At 66.4% G+C, this 17,198-nt stretch carries 16 protein-coding genes; 9 read left to right on the forward strand and 7 right to left on the reverse strand.

All coding sequences use genetic code 11. From position 1 onward, the window contains the following. Positions 1-15: 15 nt before the first annotated feature. Positions 16-723 (reverse strand): regulatory protein RecX, encoded by a 708-nt coding sequence (locus ASE69_RS11875; protein ID WP_321163574.1) that lies wholly within the window; start codon positions 721-723, stop codon positions 16-18. Between the two features lie 98 nt (positions 724-821). On the opposite strand from ASE69_RS11875, the gene ASE69_RS11880 reads away from it, so the two are divergent. Both ASE69_RS11880 and ASE69_RS11885 read left to right on the forward strand, forming a co-directional pair. After that, positions 822-2,585 (forward strand): fatty acyl-AMP ligase, encoded by a 1,764-nt coding sequence (locus tag ASE69_RS11880; RefSeq protein WP_056486687.1) that lies wholly within the window; start codon positions 822-824, stop codon positions 2,583-2,585. A 201-nt stretch (positions 2,586-2,786) separates the two neighbouring features. Beyond that, positions 2,787-5,114, forward strand: a complete 2,328-nt coding sequence (locus ASE69_RS11885; RefSeq protein ID WP_321163575.1) for an EAL domain-containing protein — start codon at positions 2,787-2,789, stop codon at positions 5,112-5,114. A 15-nt stretch (positions 5,115-5,129) separates the two neighbouring features. Here the strand turns inward: ASE69_RS11885 and ASE69_RS11890 are convergent, their stop codons facing one another. Further along, complete coding sequence (locus ASE69_RS11890; RefSeq protein ID WP_056486693.1) at positions 5,130-6,419, reverse strand: M28 family metallopeptidase; 1,290 nt, start codon at positions 6,417-6,419, stop codon at positions 5,130-5,132. A 168-nt stretch (positions 6,420-6,587) separates the two neighbouring features. Here ASE69_RS11890 and ASE69_RS11895 point away from each other — a divergent pair, with 168 nt between their 5' ends. Further along, complete coding sequence (locus ASE69_RS11895) at positions 6,588-7,259, forward strand: PAS domain-containing protein (protein WP_056486696.1); 672 nt, start codon at positions 6,588-6,590, stop codon at positions 7,257-7,259. Between the two features lie 12 nt (positions 7,260-7,271). Here ASE69_RS11895 and ASE69_RS11900 read toward each other — a convergent pair whose 3' ends face one another. Then, complete coding sequence (locus ASE69_RS11900; RefSeq protein ID WP_056060288.1) at positions 7,272-7,727, reverse strand: universal stress protein; 456 nt, start codon at positions 7,725-7,727, stop codon at positions 7,272-7,274. A 122-nt stretch (positions 7,728-7,849) separates the two neighbouring features. Between ASE69_RS11900 and ASE69_RS11905 the strand changes: the two genes are divergently transcribed. The 5 genes from ASE69_RS11905 (at position 7,850) to ASE69_RS11925 (ending at position 13,188) form a co-directional block, all read left to right on the forward strand. Continuing rightward, positions 7,850-9,202 (forward strand): pyruvate dehydrogenase complex dihydrolipoamide acetyltransferase, encoded by a 1,353-nt coding sequence (locus ASE69_RS11905; RefSeq protein WP_056486699.1) that lies wholly within the window; start codon positions 7,850-7,852, stop codon positions 9,200-9,202. A gap of 124 nt (positions 9,203-9,326) precedes the next feature. After that, on the forward strand, positions 9,327-9,539 hold the full coding sequence (locus ASE69_RS11910) for a hypothetical protein (protein WP_056486702.1): 213 nt from the start codon (positions 9,327-9,329) through the stop codon (positions 9,537-9,539). A 44-nt stretch (positions 9,540-9,583) separates the two neighbouring features. Continuing rightward, positions 9,584-9,925, forward strand: coding sequence for an acyl-CoA thioesterase (locus tag ASE69_RS11915; RefSeq protein WP_056487075.1), 342 nt, complete (start codon positions 9,584-9,586; stop codon positions 9,923-9,925). 15 nt (positions 9,926-9,940) lie between these two features. Continuing rightward, positions 9,941-11,335: a dihydrolipoyl dehydrogenase gene (gene lpdA / locus ASE69_RS11920; protein WP_056486705.1), complete on the forward strand. Its 1,395-nt coding sequence runs from the start codon at positions 9,941-9,943 to the stop codon at positions 11,333-11,335. Positions 11,336-11,763: 428 nt separating this feature from the next. Beyond that, entirely contained in the window at positions 11,764-13,188 is a 1,425-nt protein-coding gene (locus ASE69_RS11925) for a hypothetical protein (protein WP_056486710.1), read from the forward strand. An 18-nt stretch (positions 13,189-13,206) separates the two neighbouring features. Here ASE69_RS11925 and ASE69_RS22980 read toward each other — a convergent pair whose 3' ends face one another. The 4 genes from ASE69_RS22980 to ASE69_RS11945 form a co-directional block, all read right to left on the reverse strand. Then, positions 13,207-14,337 (reverse strand): RcnB family protein, encoded by a 1,131-nt coding sequence (locus tag ASE69_RS22980; protein WP_056486712.1) that lies wholly within the window; start codon positions 14,335-14,337, stop codon positions 13,207-13,209. A 125-nt stretch (positions 14,338-14,462) separates the two neighbouring features. Continuing rightward, entirely contained in the window at positions 14,463-14,957 is a 495-nt protein-coding gene (locus ASE69_RS11935) for a GAF domain-containing protein (RefSeq protein ID WP_056486715.1), read from the reverse strand. 273 nt (positions 14,958-15,230) lie between these two features. Further along, positions 15,231-15,656, reverse strand: coding sequence for an alternative ribosome rescue aminoacyl-tRNA hydrolase ArfB (arfB, locus tag ASE69_RS11940; protein WP_056486717.1), 426 nt, complete (start codon positions 15,654-15,656; stop codon positions 15,231-15,233). Positions 15,657-15,676: 20 nt separating this feature from the next. Next, positions 15,677-16,393 carry an RluA family pseudouridine synthase gene (locus ASE69_RS11945; RefSeq protein ID WP_056486720.1) on the reverse strand — a complete coding sequence of 239 codons (717 nt, stop codon included), beginning with the start codon at positions 16,391-16,393 and terminating at the stop codon, positions 15,677-15,679. Between the two features lie 48 nt (positions 16,394-16,441). On the opposite strand from ASE69_RS11945, the gene ASE69_RS11950 reads away from it, so the two are divergent. Beyond that, a complete protein-coding gene (locus ASE69_RS11950) occupies positions 16,442-17,188 on the forward strand; it encodes a M15 family metallopeptidase (protein ID WP_056487077.1) in 747 nt (248 codons plus the stop codon). Positions 17,189-17,198: the final 10 nt, after the last annotated feature.

Genomic DNA, 17,198 nt, shown 5'->3' on the forward strand with positions numbered 1-17,198 from the left:
AATCCGTTGCGATGCTCAGTCGAAATCCATCGATTCGGGGCTGTCGGACGGCGGTGCAGCAACAATTTTGCGTGCAAGATCGAATCGGTGCCCCGCCCGCAGCATCGCCGCGAGCTGTTTTTCGTGAAGTTTTCGGTCGCCATCCCCCGTGCCGTAGGGGCCGATTCGCTTGCGTCGTGCGAAGGCGAGTGCCGATTCGACGGCGCGGTCGGCGATGGCGGGCGCAACCGACTCCGCATCGCCTTCATCGATACCGGCCTCGCGGAACGCCCCCGCGACTCGACGAGCGCCCAACCCGCGTCGCTGCATCGCAGCAGCGCGTTGTTCGGCAAAGGCACGGTCGTCGACATAGCCGAGATCGGCCATCCGCTGCGCCAGTTCGCCGGGCTCGGCCAGCGCCGCGCTGGTGCCTCCGTCCCAGCCCCGTTCGCGGATTTTCCGCATCAGGTAATCGGTCAGGCGGCCCCGCGTGGTCGCGAACCGCTCGACATAGCGCAGCGCCATCTGCTCAAGTGCCGCGGCATCAAGCGGTTTCGGCGCAGGACGTTCGCGCAACCGGTCCTTGCCGCGCTCCTTGCCGCTGCCCTTCCCGCCACCTTTGCCCCAGTTCTTGCCGCCGCGCCGCTTCGTGCCGCCGTTATCGTCGAACGCGCCGTTTTCCCGGTCGCCGGCATCCAGCGGCGGGGGAAACGCGTTGCCTTCGCTGTGGCTATCATTGGTCACGCCATCATTGTGCCACACTGGCACCCGAAGTTGAACGGCTAGACTGAAGATAGGCGTGGTGAGTTCGAGCACCGCGACGAACCAAGGCAGGAACTGCGATGACGACCGACACGGCTAACAAGGACGGCATGACCGTAGCGGCAATCGTTGCGACGCCGACCCAAGACGCCCTGCCGCGCCGCTTCGCAGATTTCGGCACTTTGGGCGAAGCGCTCGATTACGCCGCCAGCGGTAACCGCGGGCTTAATTTCCACGACGCGCGCGGCACCTTGTCGCAGCCCTACCCTTATTCGCAACTCCGTACCGACGCCCGTGCGATGGCCGACCGCCTGATCGCCGCCGGTGTCGCTCCTGCCGACCGCATTGCCCTGGTCGCGGAGACCGGCCCCGAGTTCGCCGCCTTGTTCTTCGGCGTCGTCTATGCCGGTGCGTGGCCCGTGCCGTTGCCGCTGCCAACCTCGTTCGGCGGCCGCGACTCGTACATCGAACAGCTCCGCGTCCAGCTTGCGAGCTGCGACCCGAAGATGCTGATCTTCCCGCCCGAACTCGCGCAGATGGCGGGCGAGGCCGCGCGCCTGTCGGGCACCGTCGGGATCGACTGGTCCGAGTTCGCGACCCGCGAGGCCCCCGTGGCGACGCTGCCCGAGGCCAAGCCCGATGACATCGCGTATCTGCAATATTCGAGCGGCTCGACGCGCTTCCCGCATGGCGTCGTCATCACCCACGCCGCGCTTCTGAACAACCTCGCCGCGCATAGCCACGGCATGGAAGTCTGCGACACCGATCGCTGCGTCTCGTGGCTGCCCTGGTATCACGACATGGGTCTGGTGGGCTGCTTCCTGTCGCCGATCGCCAACCAGGTCTCCACAGATTACCTCAAGACCGAGGATTTCGCGCGCCGTCCCCTCGCGTGGCTCGATCTCATCAGCCGCAACGAAGGCACGACGCTCAGCTATTCGCCGACCTTCGGCTACGATATCTGCGCGCGCCGCATGTCGTCGCAGACCAAGGCCAGCGACCGGTTCGACCTGTCGCGTTGGCGCGTCGCGGGCAACGGTGCCGACATGATCCGTCCCGACGTGATGCAGTCGTTCGTCGACGCGTTCGCCGATGCCGGCTTCAAGGCGAGCGCATTCCTGCCGAGTTATGGTCTCGCCGAGGCGACGCTTGCGGTCTCGCTGATGCCGCCGGGCGAAGGCATCCGCGTCGAACTGGTCGAGGAAACGCAGCTTTCGGGTGGATCGCGTGGCGGTGACCGACCGCAGCGCTACCGTGCGATCGTCAACTGCGGCAAGCCGGTTCGCGACATGCGAATCGAGATCCGCGAAGAGGACGGCACGCCGCTCCCCGATCGCGCGATCGGCAAGGTGTGGTGCAGCGGCAAGTCGGTGATGGTCGGCTATTTCCGCGACGACGCCGCGACCGAGGCGTGCATGGCGGACGGTTGGCTCGATACCGGCGACATGGGCTATATGTCCGACGGCTACATCTACATCGTCGGTCGCGCCAAGGACATGATCATCGTCAACGGCAAAAACCACTGGCCGCAGGACATCGAATGGGCGGTCGAGCAGCTCCCCGGCTTCAAGGCGGGCGACATCGCGGCGTTCGCGATCACCACGCCCGGTGGCGAGGAAACCCCCGCCGTGCTGGTCCAGTGCCGCAGCTCCGACGAAGCCGAACGCCTGCGCCTGCGCGACGAGATCCGCGAGCGGGTGCGGTCGGTGACGGGCATGAACTGCCTGATCGAACTGATCCCGCCGCGTACCCTGCCGCGCACCTCGTCGGGCAAGCTCAGCCGGGCCAAGGCGCGCAACCTGTATCTCAGCGGCGACATCAAGCCGTACGACATCGCAGCCTGAGACCGCCCTGCCTGAGACGGGCGGCGGGTCACGCCGCCATCGCTGACACGCGAATGAAACTATGCAAGGACGTCCACGACGGCGTAGATTGATCCAGATCGAACTAAATTACAGTCACGCTGGTCGATAAGAACGATCTGATAACCAAGCGGACCTATGACCGACGCCGTGAGCTCTGCACCGCCTTCTCCGTCACGCCGCGTGGCCGTCGATCTCTTCAGATTGATGGGGCTTCGCGGTGGCGGGGCGGACCATGTCGAATGGAGCCGCATCCGTGCCGCGCAGTTGTTCGACGGCCGCAAGATGGCACTGGTCCTGCTCTCGACCAATCTGGCGGCGGTACTGGCCACCGGGTTCCTGGTCAGCGCGACGATCCCTGCGTGGCAGGTCACGACATGGTCCGCGTTGCTCGTCGCGATCGCCGTCGCGGTCGCGTTCCGGCGTCTCGCCGTCCCGCACACTGGTGAAAGCCAGGCGAGTGTCCACGACCTGCGCAAGACCGGCTGGGAGGGCCTGGCGCTCGGCCTCGGCTGGTCATGCGTACCGATCCTGTTCTGTACGCATGCTCCCTCGGGCACGACCGCCGGGCTCGGCATCACGCTGACGCTATTGATGACGGCCGCGGCATTCGCGATGGCGCCGCTGACGCTCGCGACGCTGATTTTCCTTGGATATCTCGGCGCGTCGATGGTCATCCAGTTGCTGATCGCCGGTACGACATCGGCGGCGATCGGTATCCTGGGCTTCACGCTGGTGCTGATGGCGGGATGCATCAGCCGTGCCCGCGCCCTCGTCCTGATCCGCGCGAACGAGATCGCGCTGAACGAACGCGACGAGACCGTGAGCCTGCTCCTCCGCGAGTTCGAGGATACCGGCGCGGACTGGCTGTGGGAGACCGACGCGATGCGCCGGATCGTTCGCGCGTCGTCGCGATTCGCGGTCGCGTGCGGGCTCGATCCCGGTGAGATCGACGGGATGCCGTTGCTGCAATTGCTGGCCGGCCCGAGCTGGGACAGTGGGGAGTTCGCACCCGAACTCCGGACGCTTGCCGAGAAATTGCGCCGCCGCGACAGCTTCCGCGACGTCCGCCTGCCGGTGACGATCAACGGTGACCTGCGATGGTGGGAAATCGCCGCCTCCCCCCGGTTTGGCGACGATGGCGAATTCTACGGATTTCGCGGCGTCACGTCGGACATTACTGAGCTTCGCGCGTCGGAAGACCGGATCAACCGGATGGCGCGGTTCGATGTGCTGACCGGGCTGCCCAACCGGCTGATGATCAACGAGACGCTCGTCAGGACGATGGCCGAAGCCGACAGCTGGGGTGGTCGCTACGCGTTCATGATGCTCGATCTCGATCGGTTCAAGGCGGTCAACGATACGCTCGGCCATCCGATCGGCGATCGCCTGCTCGGCTGCGTGTCCGAGCGGCTCGAGGCCTTGATGGGGGACGGCAGCCTGTGCGGGCGGCTGGGCGGCGACGAGTTCGCGGTCATCGTGCGGGGCGCGAGCGATGCGGGTGCGATCGACGACCTTGCGGCACGGATCATCGAGACGCTGTCGCGACCCTATGAGATCGACGCCCACACGCTGTATATCGGCGCCAGCGTCGGCATCGCGATCGGCCCGCGCGACGGACGCACGGCGGAAATGCTCGTCCGCTCCGCCGATCTCGCCCTCTACCGTGCCAAGGATGCCGGCCGCGGGGTGTATCGAACCTACGAGCCGGAACTGCACGTGAAGGCGGAGGAGCGGCGTGTCCTCGAAATGGCACTGCGCACGGCACTCGAAAATGGCGAGATGCACCTCAAGTATCAACCGGTCGTCGATGCACTTGGCGAAAGGCTCGTCGCGTTCGAGGCGTTGCTGCGCTGGACCAGTCCGCGGTTCGGCGTCATCGCCCCGGAAAAGTTCATTCCACTTGCCGAGGACGCGCGCCTGATCGCGCCGATCGGGGCGTGGGCGCTGAGGACGGCGTGCGAGGAAGCGGCAAAATGGCCGTCCGACATCCGCGTTGCGGTCAACGTGTCCGCCGACCAGCTCCAGAACCCGAATTTCGTGACGACGGTCACCTCCGCGCTGGCGAACACCGGACTGTCCGCGGATCGCCTCGAACTGGAGGTTACCGAGAGCGTATTCCTGACCGAGGCGCTCGGCGCGACCAAGGTCCTGGAGCGGCTGCTCGACATGGGCGTGCGGCTTAGTCTCGATGATTTCGGCGTCGGCCATTCGTCGCTGGGCTATCTCAGTCGCACGCGGTTTTCGTCGATCAAGATCGACCGGAGCTTCGTCCGTGATGCTGCCGCCGGGACGCGCGAAGCGGTTGCGATCGTCCACGCGGTGATCGCGCTCGCCCGGAGCCTCGACATCGACACGACCGCGGAGGGTGTCGAAACCGAAGCCGAGCACCGGATGGCGCAGGCGTTCGGTTGCACCAACGTCCAGGGCTTTTATTTCGGTCGCCCTATGCCCGTCGAACAAGCGCGCGCGCTTGCGAATGGTCGCTGGAAAGCATCGGCCGCCGCCTAGGCGACCGATGGGCGGTTACCGGGTCGGTCGGCGGTCGCGTCCGGCGAAGCTGACGAGGCTTTCCGCGCCGGTTGCCGAAAGTGCGGACACGCCGACGAAATTGTCGTCCACCGGTACCTGCGTCAGGACAGTCCCGGTCCCGGTAACGTCGCGAGTCTCCGCCCAGCGCTGCACATCGTTGCGACGCCACCGCACGCGGTAGCCCGCAGCGCCCGGTACCGCAGTCCACTTTACCGTCGTATCGCGGGACAATGCCCCGGCGATCGACACGTCTTCAGGGGCCGCGGGAGCGCTGGCAATCCGCGACAACGTCGCGACGTTGATCGCGGTCACCTTGGCAAGATACGGAAAGTCCATGCCCTCGATCGTGTCGCCGTAGACCACGCCCTTTTCGGTGCGCAGGTCTTGATGCTGGCGATCCCAGTTCTCGGCCGCGACCGAGAACCGCACTGCGGGGTAGCCGAGCTTCAGGAACGGCTCGTGATCGCCGCCACGGCCGAATCGATCCGGCCGGCGGTCGATCATCACGTCGAGACCGCCAGGAATGTCGCGCGCGATACCGTCGATCGCCTTGGCCAGCGCACGGCTGGGGCCGTCATCCTCGCCGCCCTCGGCTCGGCGGCCCTGCTGGGCGACCAGATCCTCGGATGCGCGAATGCCTTCGGAGAACACCCGGACCTTGTCGGCGACACGTAAGCCGCCCTGCCCGACCGTGTTGCCGACGATGTCGTTGTTGAGCATCGCCGACACCTGCCAGCCGCGCGCCTTGGCGGTATCGGCGAGCAGTTCGGCGCCCCACAAGCCCTGCTCCTCGCCCGAGAACACCGCGTAGACGATCGTCGCATCGAACTGGCGTTGCGACAGGAGTCGCGCCGCCTCCAGCACCAGCGCGACGCCCGACGCATTGTCGTTCGCGCCGGGCGCATCCGACGTCACGTTCATCACGTCGGTGACACGGCTGTCGATATGCGCGCCGACGATCACGACGCGATTGGGATCACGTCCTTTTTGAATCCCGAGCACGTCCTCGACTACCACGCCGGTCGGCGCGCGAGGCCCGGTGAAGCGTCGCGAGATGCGATCGATAGTGATGCATCCGCCACACGTCGCGGCGATGTCCTGGAACCGGCTCGCGGCCCAGTTTCGGGCGGCACCGATACCGCGTTTCGGGTCGGTGGTGATCGACGCGGTGTGACGCGTACCGAAGCCAACCATCTCGGTGACGTCCGCCTTCAGGCGAACCGAAGACGGAGCAGGATAAGGGGCGGCGGCGGCAAGTAGCAGCGGGACGGCAAAAATAGGCATGAGCGGATCGTGGCCTGATCTCGCGCCACGCTCAAGAGGGTAGCGTCACAATCGTTCCCGGCGGGCAATTTTGTGTGCCGACAAGATGTTATGCAAAATGGACCGATCAAATGTTTGAGACTTTTTAAGCCAACCGCTATTATATGATCAAGAGCGCGAGGACCTAAGATGATCATTGGCCATTCTGTTTCAGACGGCGACGGCGTTATCCTCGCGATAGACGAACCGGTCGCGGCGGTGTTGCAACGCACGCAGAAACAGCTTGTGGGCCTTTCCTACCTATCGATAACGCACCCCGACGACGTCGCGCGTAACCTGAGCCACGTTGCGGCATTGCAACCCAATGGCAATTCAGCCCGAATCCGGAAACGTTACATCGGCGGCGAAGGCGATATCATCACGATGGAAGTCCAGGTTTCGCGACTGGGCAACGGCAAGCCAGGCAGACTAATCGGCACCCTGTGCACCGCTCCTACGCTCGCCGACACAATCAGTGGCGATGCCATGCCGCATCATCTTTGGCGCCGGGCCAAGGACTTGCTGGGAATTATCCGTGCGCGCGACGCGGTACTCGGGTCCGATCTTTTCGCCGATCATGCGTGGACGACGCTGCTGATCGTATACGTCGCAGAAGCCGAGAGCCGAATCGCAAGCGTCGACATGGTTGCCGACCAGCTACGCCTGTCACGGTCGACGCTCGGTCGCTGGATTCGCGTGCTCCAGGCAAAGTCGCTCATTGAACCGCCAGACAGCAATCTCGATGCATTGCAGCTCACGCAGACTGGCATCAACAGCGTGGAGCGCCTGCTGGCCACGCATTCGGCAATGGCTGTCAGTTGAAGTACGCCTCACTCAACTGAGCCGGTCGATTGCCTCGCGCGTGAGCGATCCGGGAATGATCATGACCGGCACCGGCAGCGAACCCGCGTCGGTCCCCGCGAAATGGGCGATCAGTTCGCCTGGAGCACCAGTCGCCGCGGCGCCGAGGACCAGCGCCGCGATATCGGGATTTGCCGCGATCATCTCGCGGATGATTTTTGCGCTTTCCCCCTCGCGCACCGTGATCGACGGACGCAAGCCGGACTCCTCCAGCAACGTACCTGCCGCGCCCGCGACCAGCCCCTCGGCATGCAGGCGCGCCTCTTCCTCGATCGTCGCCTGGACGCCGCCGAACGCGATGAACTCCTGCGGCGGGATCACCGTGAGGATCTCGACCCCGCCGCCGGTCTTCACCGCACGCCGGGCCGCGAAACGCAACGCGATCCCAGCTTCCGGACTGTCGTCGATAACCACCAGATAAATGCGCATTTTCGCCCCCGTTATCGCCGGTAATTGGGCTGCAGCGGGTCGATACGCAAGTGCGTCGGGGTTGACCCGAGCGGACGAGGGCGCGAGTAGGCATGCCGTTACGTCACGCCCTGGGGAAATCCATGTCGATCGAGATCAAGATGCCTGCGCTGTCCCCGACCATGGAGGAGGGTACCCTCGCCAAATGGTTGATCAAGGAGGGCGACGTCGTGAAATCCGGCGACCTGATGGCCGAGATCGAGACCGACAAGGCGACGATGGAATTCGAAGCCGTCGACGAAGGCACCGTGGTCAAGATCCTCGTCGCCGAGGGTACGGACAACGTGAAGGTCGGCACGGTCATCGCCATCATCACCGAAGAGGGCGAGGACGCGTCTTCGGTTTCATCCGAGCCTACCAAGAGCGAGACGCCCGAGCCGGCCGCGAAGGAATCGGAAGCGAAGCCCGATCCGACGGACCCGAACAAGACCGGCACCGAGGCCAAGCCGGTCGAGCGGACCGAGGCTTCGGCCGAGGATCACGGTCGGCCGGATGACGCCGGTGCAGCCCAGCCTGCCGCCAGCGGCGACCGCGTGAAGGCGAGCCCGCTCGCGCGCCGTCTCGCCGCCGACAAGGGGATCGATCTCGGCGCCGTATCCGGCTCCGGCCCCAAGGGTCGTATTGTCAAGGCCGACGTCGAGAGCGCAAAGCCGGGTGCCGCACCCGCTGCTGCGAAAACCGAAGCTGCTGCGCCAACTGCCGCTGCGGCTCCAGCGCCCGCCGCAAAGCCTGCGACCGTGCCGGATATCCCGCACGAGGCGACAAAGCTCAGCAACGTGCGGAAAACGATCGCGCGGCGCCTGACAGAGTCGAAGCAGACCGTCCCGCACATCTACCTGACCGTGAACGTCCGTCTCGACGCGCTGCTCAAGCTGCGCGGCGATCTGAACAAGAGCCTCGAATCGCGCGGCGTGAAGCTGTCGGTCAACGATCTGCTGATCAAGGCGCAGGCCGTCGCTCTCATGCAGGTGCCAAGCTGCAACGTGATGTTCACGCCCGACCAGCTGATCACCTTCCAGCGCGCCGACATCTCGGTCGCGGTGAGCACGCCGTCGGGGCTGATCACGCCGATCATCGTCGGTGCGGACACCGCGTCGCTGTCGTCGATCTCGACGCAGATGAAGGACCTTGCCGCCCGCGCCCGCGACGGCAAGCTGAAGCCCGAGGAATATCAGGGCGGTACCGCCTCGATCAGCAACATGGGCATGTTCGGCATCACGCAGTTCGATGCGGTCATCAATCCGCCGCAGGCGATGATCCTCGCGGTCGGCGCGGGCGAGAAGCGCCCGGTTGTGATCGGTGACGAACTGGCGGTCGCGACGGTCATGTCGGCCACCGGCAGCTTCGACCACCGCGCGATCGACGGTGCCGACGGTGCGCAGTTCATGAAGGCGTTCAAGCACCTGGTCGAGAACCCGCTGGGCATGCTGGCGTAAGCGAAGGCATGACCGTCGCCCCCCTCCCCTCCACGCCGTTCGTGCTGAGCGAAGTCGAAGCAGGTGAGTCTCACACCCTTCGACTTCGCTCAGGGCGAACGGGGGTGTGCGGATCCAATTCACTATGAAGCAGACGACGATCGAGATCCTGCACATCCTCGGCGGGCTCGTGGCGGCGGTGGCGATGACCTGGGCGGCGGCATGGTCCTACCCGCTTGGGCAGGACGTGATCTGGTCTTGCGGGGCCGCGGCGATGGTTGCGACCGTGCTGATGGGCGTGGGCCCGTTGCGCCGCGCCCGGCGTCTCGACCGAACGACCCGCAGGAGTGAAGCGTGACCGACCTGCCCCCCAACAAAGCGCCGACGATCCGCGTCACTGCCATGCCCGCCGACGCCAATCCGTATGGCGACATCTTCGGCGGCTGGCTGATGGGCCAGATGGATTTGGCCGCCGGCTCCGTCGCATCGCGGCGTAGCGGCGGCCGTGCCGTCACGATTGCGGCGGACGCGATGAAGTTCCACATGCCGGTCGTCGTCGGCGACGAAGTGTCGGTCTATGCCGAGCTGATCGCGGTCGGCCGCACCTCGATGACGATCGAGGTCGAGGCCTGGCGCCGTGCGCGCCATAGCAACGACAGCTGCAAGGTGACCCAGGCGCGCTTCATCTTCGTGGCGGTCGGCGACGATCGCAAACCGCGGCCCGTGCCGCCCGAAACCAACTGAATCGAAGGACTTACCGTGGCTGATACCTATGATCTCGTCATCCTCGGCTCGGGCCCCGGCGGCTACGTCGCCGCGATCCGTGCGTCGCAACTCGGCCTGAAGGTCGCGATCGTCGAGCGCGAGCGGCTGGGCGGCATCTGCCTCAACTGGGGCTGCATCCCGACCAAGGCACTGCTCCGCACGTCGGAAATCTATCATTACATGCAGAACGCCGAGAGCTACGGCCTCAAGGCGGACAATGTCGGTTTTGATCTCGCCAAGATCGTCGACCGCTCGCGCAAGGTCGCAGGCCAACTCAATGCAGGCGTCAAGGGCCTGATGAAGAAGAACAAGGTGACCGTCGTCGAAGGCGTCGGCACCGTCACTGCCAAGGGCAAGTTGAGCGTCAAGCAGGGCGACAAGATGGTCGAACTCGAAGCCAAGAACATCATCGTCGCGACGGGCGCGCGTGCGCGCGACCTGCCGTTCGCCAAGGCCGACGGCGAGCGGATCTGGACCTATCGTCACGCGATGGTCCCGACCGAGATGCCGACCAAGCTGCTGGTCATCGGCTCGGGCGCGATCGGCGTCGAGTTCGCCAGCTTCTACAACGACATGGGCGCCGACGTGACGATCGTCGAGATGCTCCCGCGCATCCTCCCCGTCGAGGACGAGGAAGTCTCCGCGTTCATGGACAAGGCGCTCAGCAAGCAGGGCATCAAGCTGCTGACCCAGACCGGTCTCGAAGGGCTCGTCCCCTCGGCGAATGGCGTCACGGCCAAGATCAAGGCGAAGGACGGCAAGGTTTCGGAAGAGACCTTCAGCCACGCGATCATCGCGATCGGCATCGTGCCGAACACCGAGAATATCGGGCTGGAGGCTTTGGGCGTCGAGACCGACCGCGGCCATATCAAGACCGACGGCTATGGCCGCACCAACGTCGACGGCATCTGGGCGATCGGCGACGTCACCGGTGCGCCGTGGCTCGCGCACAAGGCCAGCCACGAGGGCATCATCGCGGTCGAGAAGATCGCCGGCGGTTCGCCGCACCAGATGGACAAGGCGAACATCCCCGGCTGCACCTATTCGCGCCCTCAGGTCGCGTCGGTCGGCATGACCGAGGCGAAGGCTAAGGAAGCCGGCTACGAGCTTAAGGTCGGCAAGTTCCCCTTCATCGGCAACGGCAAGGCAATCGCACTGGGTGAGGCCGAGGGCTTCGTGAAAACGGTGTTCGATGCGAAGACCGGCGAACTGCTCGGCGCGCACATGGTCGGCGCGGAAGTCACCGAGCTGATTCAGGGCTATGTCGTCGCGCGCCAGCTCGAGACGACCGAGGCAGAGTTGATGGAGACGGTGTTCGCGCACCCGACTCTGTCCGAGATGATGCATGAGAGCGTGCTCGCCGCTTACGGCCGCGCGATCCACTACTGAAAGTGATCGATCCTCCCCCGCCAGGGGGAGGTGGCGCCGAAGGTGACGGAGGGGGAGGTTACGAAGCAGGCGTGGTCGCTTACCTCCCCCTCCGTCTGGCAAGGCCAGCCACCTCCCCCTGGCGGGGAAGGATTTTACGTTGGTACGCCGCGCTTGTCCGTCATCCTGACGAAAGTCAGGATCCAGGATACCGCCCGCAGCCCGTTGTACCTCTGGATCCTGAATTTCGTCAGGATGACGACGTGTGATGGCAGGCATGCTAGCGGCCCTGTACCACCGATATCCGGCCGATCGACCGATCCGGGCAAACTATCCCGTTTCGGCCTCATCTCTCTTGACCGCCGCGCATGACGCACCGAAAGGTCGCGCCAGCCGCCAGGTCCGGCTGGAAGGATCTCGCGGCTAAGACCCCAACGTGCAGGACGCGAATGCCGATCGAACCTGCCGCTCGCCCCCGACAGCACTACATCGCCATAGCCGCAGCCGCGCTGTGCATCTCATCGCTCGCGGTGTTCTGGCCGGGCACGGCGATGTACGACACCGTCGCGCAATACCGGCAGGTCCTGTCGGGCGTGTACGACGACTGGCATCCGCCGGCGATGGCGCGCGTCTGGGCGCTGCTCACGGCATTCGGCCCCGGTGCGACGCCAATGCTGGCCCTGCAACTCGTCACCTATTGGCTGGGCCTTGGCATGATCGCGGCCGCATTAGGCCGAGTCGGGCGTTCGCGGAGCGCCGTCGTCATCCTCGCGATCGGCTTGCTGCCGCCTTTCCTCGGCTGGCAGGGCGTCGTTCTCAAGGACGCGCAACTCGCCGGGGCGCTCCTCGCCGCAGTCGGGATCATCGGCTGGTGGCGGCTTGAGCGCCGACCGCTGCCCGGCGCGATGTTGGTTCCAGTCGCGCTGCTGCTCGCCTACGCCGTGCTGATCCGCGCGAACGCCGTCTTCATCGTCGTCCCCCTGCTCGTCACGCTCGCCCCGCGCCCGATTCACCCTGTGGCAAAGCTTGCAACCGGCCTTATCGCGGTGGTGCTTGTGCTCGGCGTCGCGCCTGTCGTGAACCACCGCCTGCTCCGCGCGCAACCTAGCGGCGTCGAGGCGACCCAGGCGCTCTACGACCTTGCCGGCATTGCCGCGCGCGTCCCGACGAGCGACACCACGGGCCTCACGCAGTCAGAGACGGCGACCGTGATCGCCCGGGGTTGTGCGAAACCGTTCTTCTGGGATCCGCTCGGCGACGAGGCGCATTGCGGGACGACGATGGCGCGGCTGCGCGCGCTGCCGACCGGGGCGCTGTACGTCACGCTGGCGTCGGCGGCGCTGCATCATCCGATCGCCTATGCCGGACACCGCCTTGCGCACCTGAACTCGACCGACCGCTGGTTGGTCCCATTCCATTGGCCGAGCGCAGCACCGCCTGCCGCGTCCGAGCCGAATACGCTGGGCCTCGCCAATCCCGGCGTCGGCGCACGCGCGTGGGAGGCACTGACCGCGGTCGTCGTCGAGACGCCGCTCGGCTGGCCGATCGCCTGGATCGTCGTCGCGATCGCCGCGCTTGCCGCCAGCCCGTCGCGTCCGCGCGATCCGGTCCGCGATCTCGCCACTGCGTTGCTCGTGTCCGCGCTGGCACTCGAGGCGAGCTTCGCGGTCCTGAGCATCGCGTCGGACCTGCGCTATCACCTGTGGCCGATGATCGCGACCGCGGTGGCGGTCGTGCTGCTCGCCGATCGCGCGCCGCCGCGGAAGATACTCGCGGTTGGCGCGAGCGCACTTCTTCTCGTCGTCGCCAGCGGCATCGTCGCACGCATAGGTCTGCCCCCCGCGCCGCAGACCTATGCAGGCATGCTCGGCTGAGGCCTCTCAAGCCGCAGGTCAGCGCCGCCGGCGCACCGTGCTGCGCGGACGGGACACGGTGTCATAATATTCGGCCGTGGTGGTCGTCGTGGTCACCGGCACGGATTGCACGATCACGGTCGTCGAACCGGCAGGATACGCCTGGCCACTGGTCGTCGTCACCGTCGTAACGCCGTCAGGCGATGTCCAGGTGCCCCCCGGTGCCACGGTATAACGACCGGGTTGCGAGTATCCGGCATCATAGGACGGCCGTGGCGGCGGGTAGTCGGCCGCATAGGACGGCGCGGCATAGTCCGGGGCATAATCGGGGGCATAATCGTCCGCACCCGCTGCATAGGCCGGCGGCGATGCATAGCCGGCGCCATAACCCCGAACCGGTGGCGGCGGTGCTCGGCGACCGCGATCCTCGGCCTTGTCGATCGCATAGCCGGTCGCAGCACCGACTCCTGCACCGATCAACGTCCCGCCGAGTCGATTGCCACGACCACCGATGACGTTGCCGGCGGCGCCGCCCGCGACCGCGCCAATCGCGGCGCCACCCAGACCCCTGTCACGGCGCGGCGCCGGACGATCTGCGTAGGGCTGGACGTAGCCGCGGTCGCTCGGGCTCGCATAGACATTGTCGTTGCGCGCATAGGCGCGTGGATCGGCTGCGACATAGCCGCCACCGCCAGCCCGGTCCCAGTCGATGTTGCTTGTCGTATCGTAGACCGACCCGCGCGCGTCGATCAGCACGGCGTCGTCGTAGTAGCGCGCCCAGTTATAGCCCTGCGGTGGCTGCGCGAGGCCGTAGTTCGACCAGTCGCCGACGTAGAAACGCGGTGCATTCCAATAGGCGGGCACAGCCCAGCCGCGATGCGGACGGCGATAGCCCGCCCAGCCACCGGGGGCGTTGGCACCCGCCCACCAGCGCCCGCCGATCTTGCTGCCCCAGCGCGAGGACCGTGGCGCAGCGACCGGCCGGGTCGGCGCCTGCACGACGGGCATCTGCGCGGCGATCGGACCGGGACGGCTGGGACGGGCCATCGGCGCCTGCATCGCAATGCCAGGGGCGGTACCGGGCGCGGGATAGCTTGCGCCGGGACGTTGCGCGTCCGCGACACCGCCCGCTAACACCAGCCCCGCGCTCGCGATCAAAAGCCTCCGCATGTCCGTCTCCCTGGTTTGCCACCTGATCCAGCGCAAACGCCGGAAATCTTAACGCGTTGCTTACCAAGTGTGCGGGGGAGTCGCCAGAAGGCGTGCTGTCCCGAAACGGGGCGCGTCAGTACGTGCTAGGCAAGCCGCTCGGCCAGCAATGCCGCCAGCGCCTCGCACCCCGCCGCATCCTCGGCATCGAATCGCGCGGGTTCGGGGCTGTCGAGGTCGAGCACTGCGATCAGTGTGCCGTTGCGGGTCACTGGTACCACCAGTTCCGACCGGCTTGCCGCGTCGCAGGCTATGTGCCCCGGGAAAGCATGGACGTCCTCGACCAACTGCGTCTTCAGCGTCGCGGCGGCGGCCCCGCAGACGCCCTTGCCCACCGGGATGCGGATGCAGGCGACCTTGCCCTGGAACGGGCCAAGCACGAGTTCGCCCCCCTGCGCATCGGGTACGAGGCGGTAGAAGCCCGCCCAGTTGAGGTCGGGGAGATATTCCCACACGAGCGCGGCGGCGTTGGCCATGTTGGCGATCGGATCGGTCTCGTCCGTCGTCAGCGCGTCGAGTGCGGCGAGGAGGTCGCGGTAGAGATCGGCCTTGGTGCCGGCGGCGATATCGAACTGGTACATGGGGTCTTCCTTAACTGAGAGGCAGCCAACGGTCCCCCAAATCCGTCACCCAGCAAAAGCTGGGGTGACGCTGCGGCAATGTAGCGATCCTCCCCCGCCAGGGGGAGGTGGCGCCGCACGCGACGGAGGGGGAGGACACGGAACATCCGACATCGCGGGCCTCCCCCTCCGTCTGGCTAGCGCCAGCCACCTCCCCCTGGCGGGGGAGGATTGCGAGGTCGTGCGCTAGGCTGGCCGACGGACGTTAGCGAGATGCCCATAGGCATGGCCCGCTCAATCGTCGCGAACCTTGCCGCGGCCCGCCTTGACGCCGCTCCGCACCTTCTTCGTGTCGACCCGCCGCGCCTTCGCCGCCTTGGACGGCTTGGTCGCACGGCGGGCCTTGGGTACGATCGTCGCCTCCTTGATCAGCGCGATGAGGCGTTCGCGGACTTCCTGGCGGTTGAGCAACTGCGACCGCGATCCTTCGCTGCGCAAAACCAGCACGCCGTCGCGCGTGAGGCGCGATCCGGCCAGCACGGCGATGCGGTTCTTCACGGCCAGCGGCAGGCCGAGCGAGAGGCCAACGTCGAAGCGCAGGATCACCGCGCTGTCGGTGGTGTTCACGTGCTGACCGCCGGGACCGCCCGAGCGCGTCGTGCTCTCGATCAGTTCGCTGTCGTCGATCGAGATCGATCGGGTGATCGGGATCGCGACCATTAGCCCTACCCTCAGCCCGTTCAGTCGTCGGTAGAGTCAGGCGTCGTAACTTCGGCAACCGGTGCGGCGTTAGCAGCCGGAGTCGCTTCGTCGGCGAACCCGGCCTTGGCGAAGCGCTCGGGCAGCGGCGCTTCGGCGAGCACGTCGGGCTTGCCCGGACGTGGTACGATCAGGCGCTGTGCATGGAGCATCATGCCGAGGCCGTCCGCCTTGCCGTAGACGCCGTCGCCGACCACCGGCGCACTGAGGCCGCTCGCGGCGTGGACGCGGATCTGGTGCGTGCGGCCGGTCTCGGGCAGGAACTCGACCAGCGAGCGTCCATCCCTGATCTCGATCACGCGCCACTTGGTGCGGGATTTCTTGCCGTCGGGGTCCTCGACCATCCGCCAGCCGGTCTCGGCGGTGCTGACCTTGCCGAGCGCCATCTCGATCAGGCCGGACGTGCCCTCGACCACGCCGTCGAGCAGTGCGACGTAACGCTTCGAGACGAGGCCCTGCTCGAACGCCTGCTGCAACCGGGCATGCGCCTTGGGGTTGCGCGACAGAAGCAGGCAGCCGCTCGTGTCGCGGTCAAGCCGGTGCACCGCCTTCGGCCAGCGCTGGAAGCCGAACTTCAGGCTTTCGAGATGATTTTCAAGGCTCAGCGAGCCATCGCGGGGCGGATCGACCGGCAGCCCTGCGGGCTTGTCGATCACCAGGGCCTCGCCGTCGAGGAAGAGTACGCGTTCACCATGCATGGCGCCGCCCTTGCCATCATTAGCGCCTGCGTGCCAGAGCCCGCGTCGATGTTGCACCGCACGCTGGCCCTCGCGCTCCTGTTCGCCCCCACGATCGCGGAAGCACAATTGTGCGAGGGACAGAGCGCGGCGATCGCGCCGGACGGTCGCGCGTTCGGGCATTTGCCGTACGGCGATGCGCCCGAGACCGAGCTGGTGACGCTGCCGTCCGAGTATTCGGTCGGCAATCCTTGCGTGGTACGCGCCGACATATTGCCTGACCTGTTGCGGCTGTTCGCGGCGGCTCAGAGCGATCCGTCGGTAATGGGCCAGCTCCGCGCCTTGTCGTGCCAACGGTCGATCGCGCGCCAGCGCAGCGTGTTCTGTCGCGGCGAGACGAGCAGCCCGGCGGATCGCGCGATTTCGGTCGCGCCGCCGGGGTATAGCGAGCATTCGACCGGCTATGCGCTGGATTTCGCGGTGCGTCCGGCGAACGGGTGCCCCGATGCGGAGGCGTGCATGGCTGCGACTCCTGCCGCACGTTGGCTGCGGCTGAACGCCCCGCGGTTCGGGTTCGAGCAGAGCTTTCCCGGTGGGAACAAGCAGCATGTGAAGTGGGAGCCGTGGCACTGGCGGTGGGTCGGCGCGAGCGAGAGTGCGCCGGGGGCGGCAAAGGCCCGGTTCGTGTTCGCGCGGGCGCGGCGGGAGTATCCGGCGGATCCGGGGGTGTTGCCGTTGGTCGTGAAGGTTACGGTTCAGCCGCCGTTGCCGGTGGCGCCAGTGGTGGTCGTGCCGTCGAAGAAGAAGCGGCGGTAGAAGAAAGACT

The organism is Sphingomonas sp. Leaf208 (assembly GCF_001421415.1).
Lineage (GTDB): Bacteria > Pseudomonadota > Alphaproteobacteria > Sphingomonadales > Sphingomonadaceae > Sphingomonas.

What these genes read in the sequence shown, in the direction of transcription:
- ASE69_RS11880 (WP_056486687.1), top strand. Translation starts at nt 822, where the DNA reads ATGACGACCGACACGGCTAACAAGGACGGCATGACCGTAGCGGCAATC.
- ASE69_RS11890 (WP_056486693.1), bottom strand. Translation starts at nt 6,419, where the DNA reads ATGCCTATTTTTGCCGTCCCGCTGCTACTTGCCGCCGCCGCCCCTTAT.
- ASE69_RS11895 (WP_056486696.1), top strand. Translation starts at nt 6,588, where the DNA reads ATGATCATTGGCCATTCTGTTTCAGACGGCGACGGCGTTATCCTCGCG.
- ASE69_RS11900 (WP_056060288.1), bottom strand. Translation starts at nt 7,727, where the DNA reads ATGCGCATTTATCTGGTGGTTATCGACGACAGTCCGGAAGCTGGGATC.
- ASE69_RS11905 (WP_056486699.1), top strand. Translation starts at nt 7,850, where the DNA reads ATGTCGATCGAGATCAAGATGCCTGCGCTGTCCCCGACCATGGAGGAG.
- ASE69_RS11910 (WP_056486702.1), top strand. Translation starts at nt 9,327, where the DNA reads ATGAAGCAGACGACGATCGAGATCCTGCACATCCTCGGCGGGCTCGTG.
- ASE69_RS11915 (WP_056487075.1), top strand. Translation starts at nt 9,584, where the DNA reads ATGCCCGCCGACGCCAATCCGTATGGCGACATCTTCGGCGGCTGGCTG.
- ASE69_RS11925 (WP_056486710.1), top strand. Translation starts at nt 11,764, where the DNA reads ATGCCGATCGAACCTGCCGCTCGCCCCCGACAGCACTACATCGCCATA.
- ASE69_RS22980 (WP_056486712.1), bottom strand. Translation starts at nt 14,337, where the DNA reads ATGCGGAGGCTTTTGATCGCGAGCGCGGGGCTGGTGTTAGCGGGCGGT.
- ASE69_RS11935 (WP_056486715.1), bottom strand. Translation starts at nt 14,957, where the DNA reads ATGTACCAGTTCGATATCGCCGCCGGCACCAAGGCCGATCTCTACCGC.
- arfB (WP_056486717.1), bottom strand. Translation starts at nt 15,656, where the DNA reads ATGGTCGCGATCCCGATCACCCGATCGATCTCGATCGACGACAGCGAA.
- ASE69_RS11945 (WP_056486720.1), bottom strand. Translation starts at nt 16,393, where the DNA reads ATGCATGGTGAACGCGTACTCTTCCTCGACGGCGAGGCCCTGGTGATC.
- ASE69_RS11950 (WP_056487077.1), top strand. Translation starts at nt 16,442, where the DNA reads ATGTTGCACCGCACGCTGGCCCTCGCGCTCCTGTTCGCCCCCACGATC.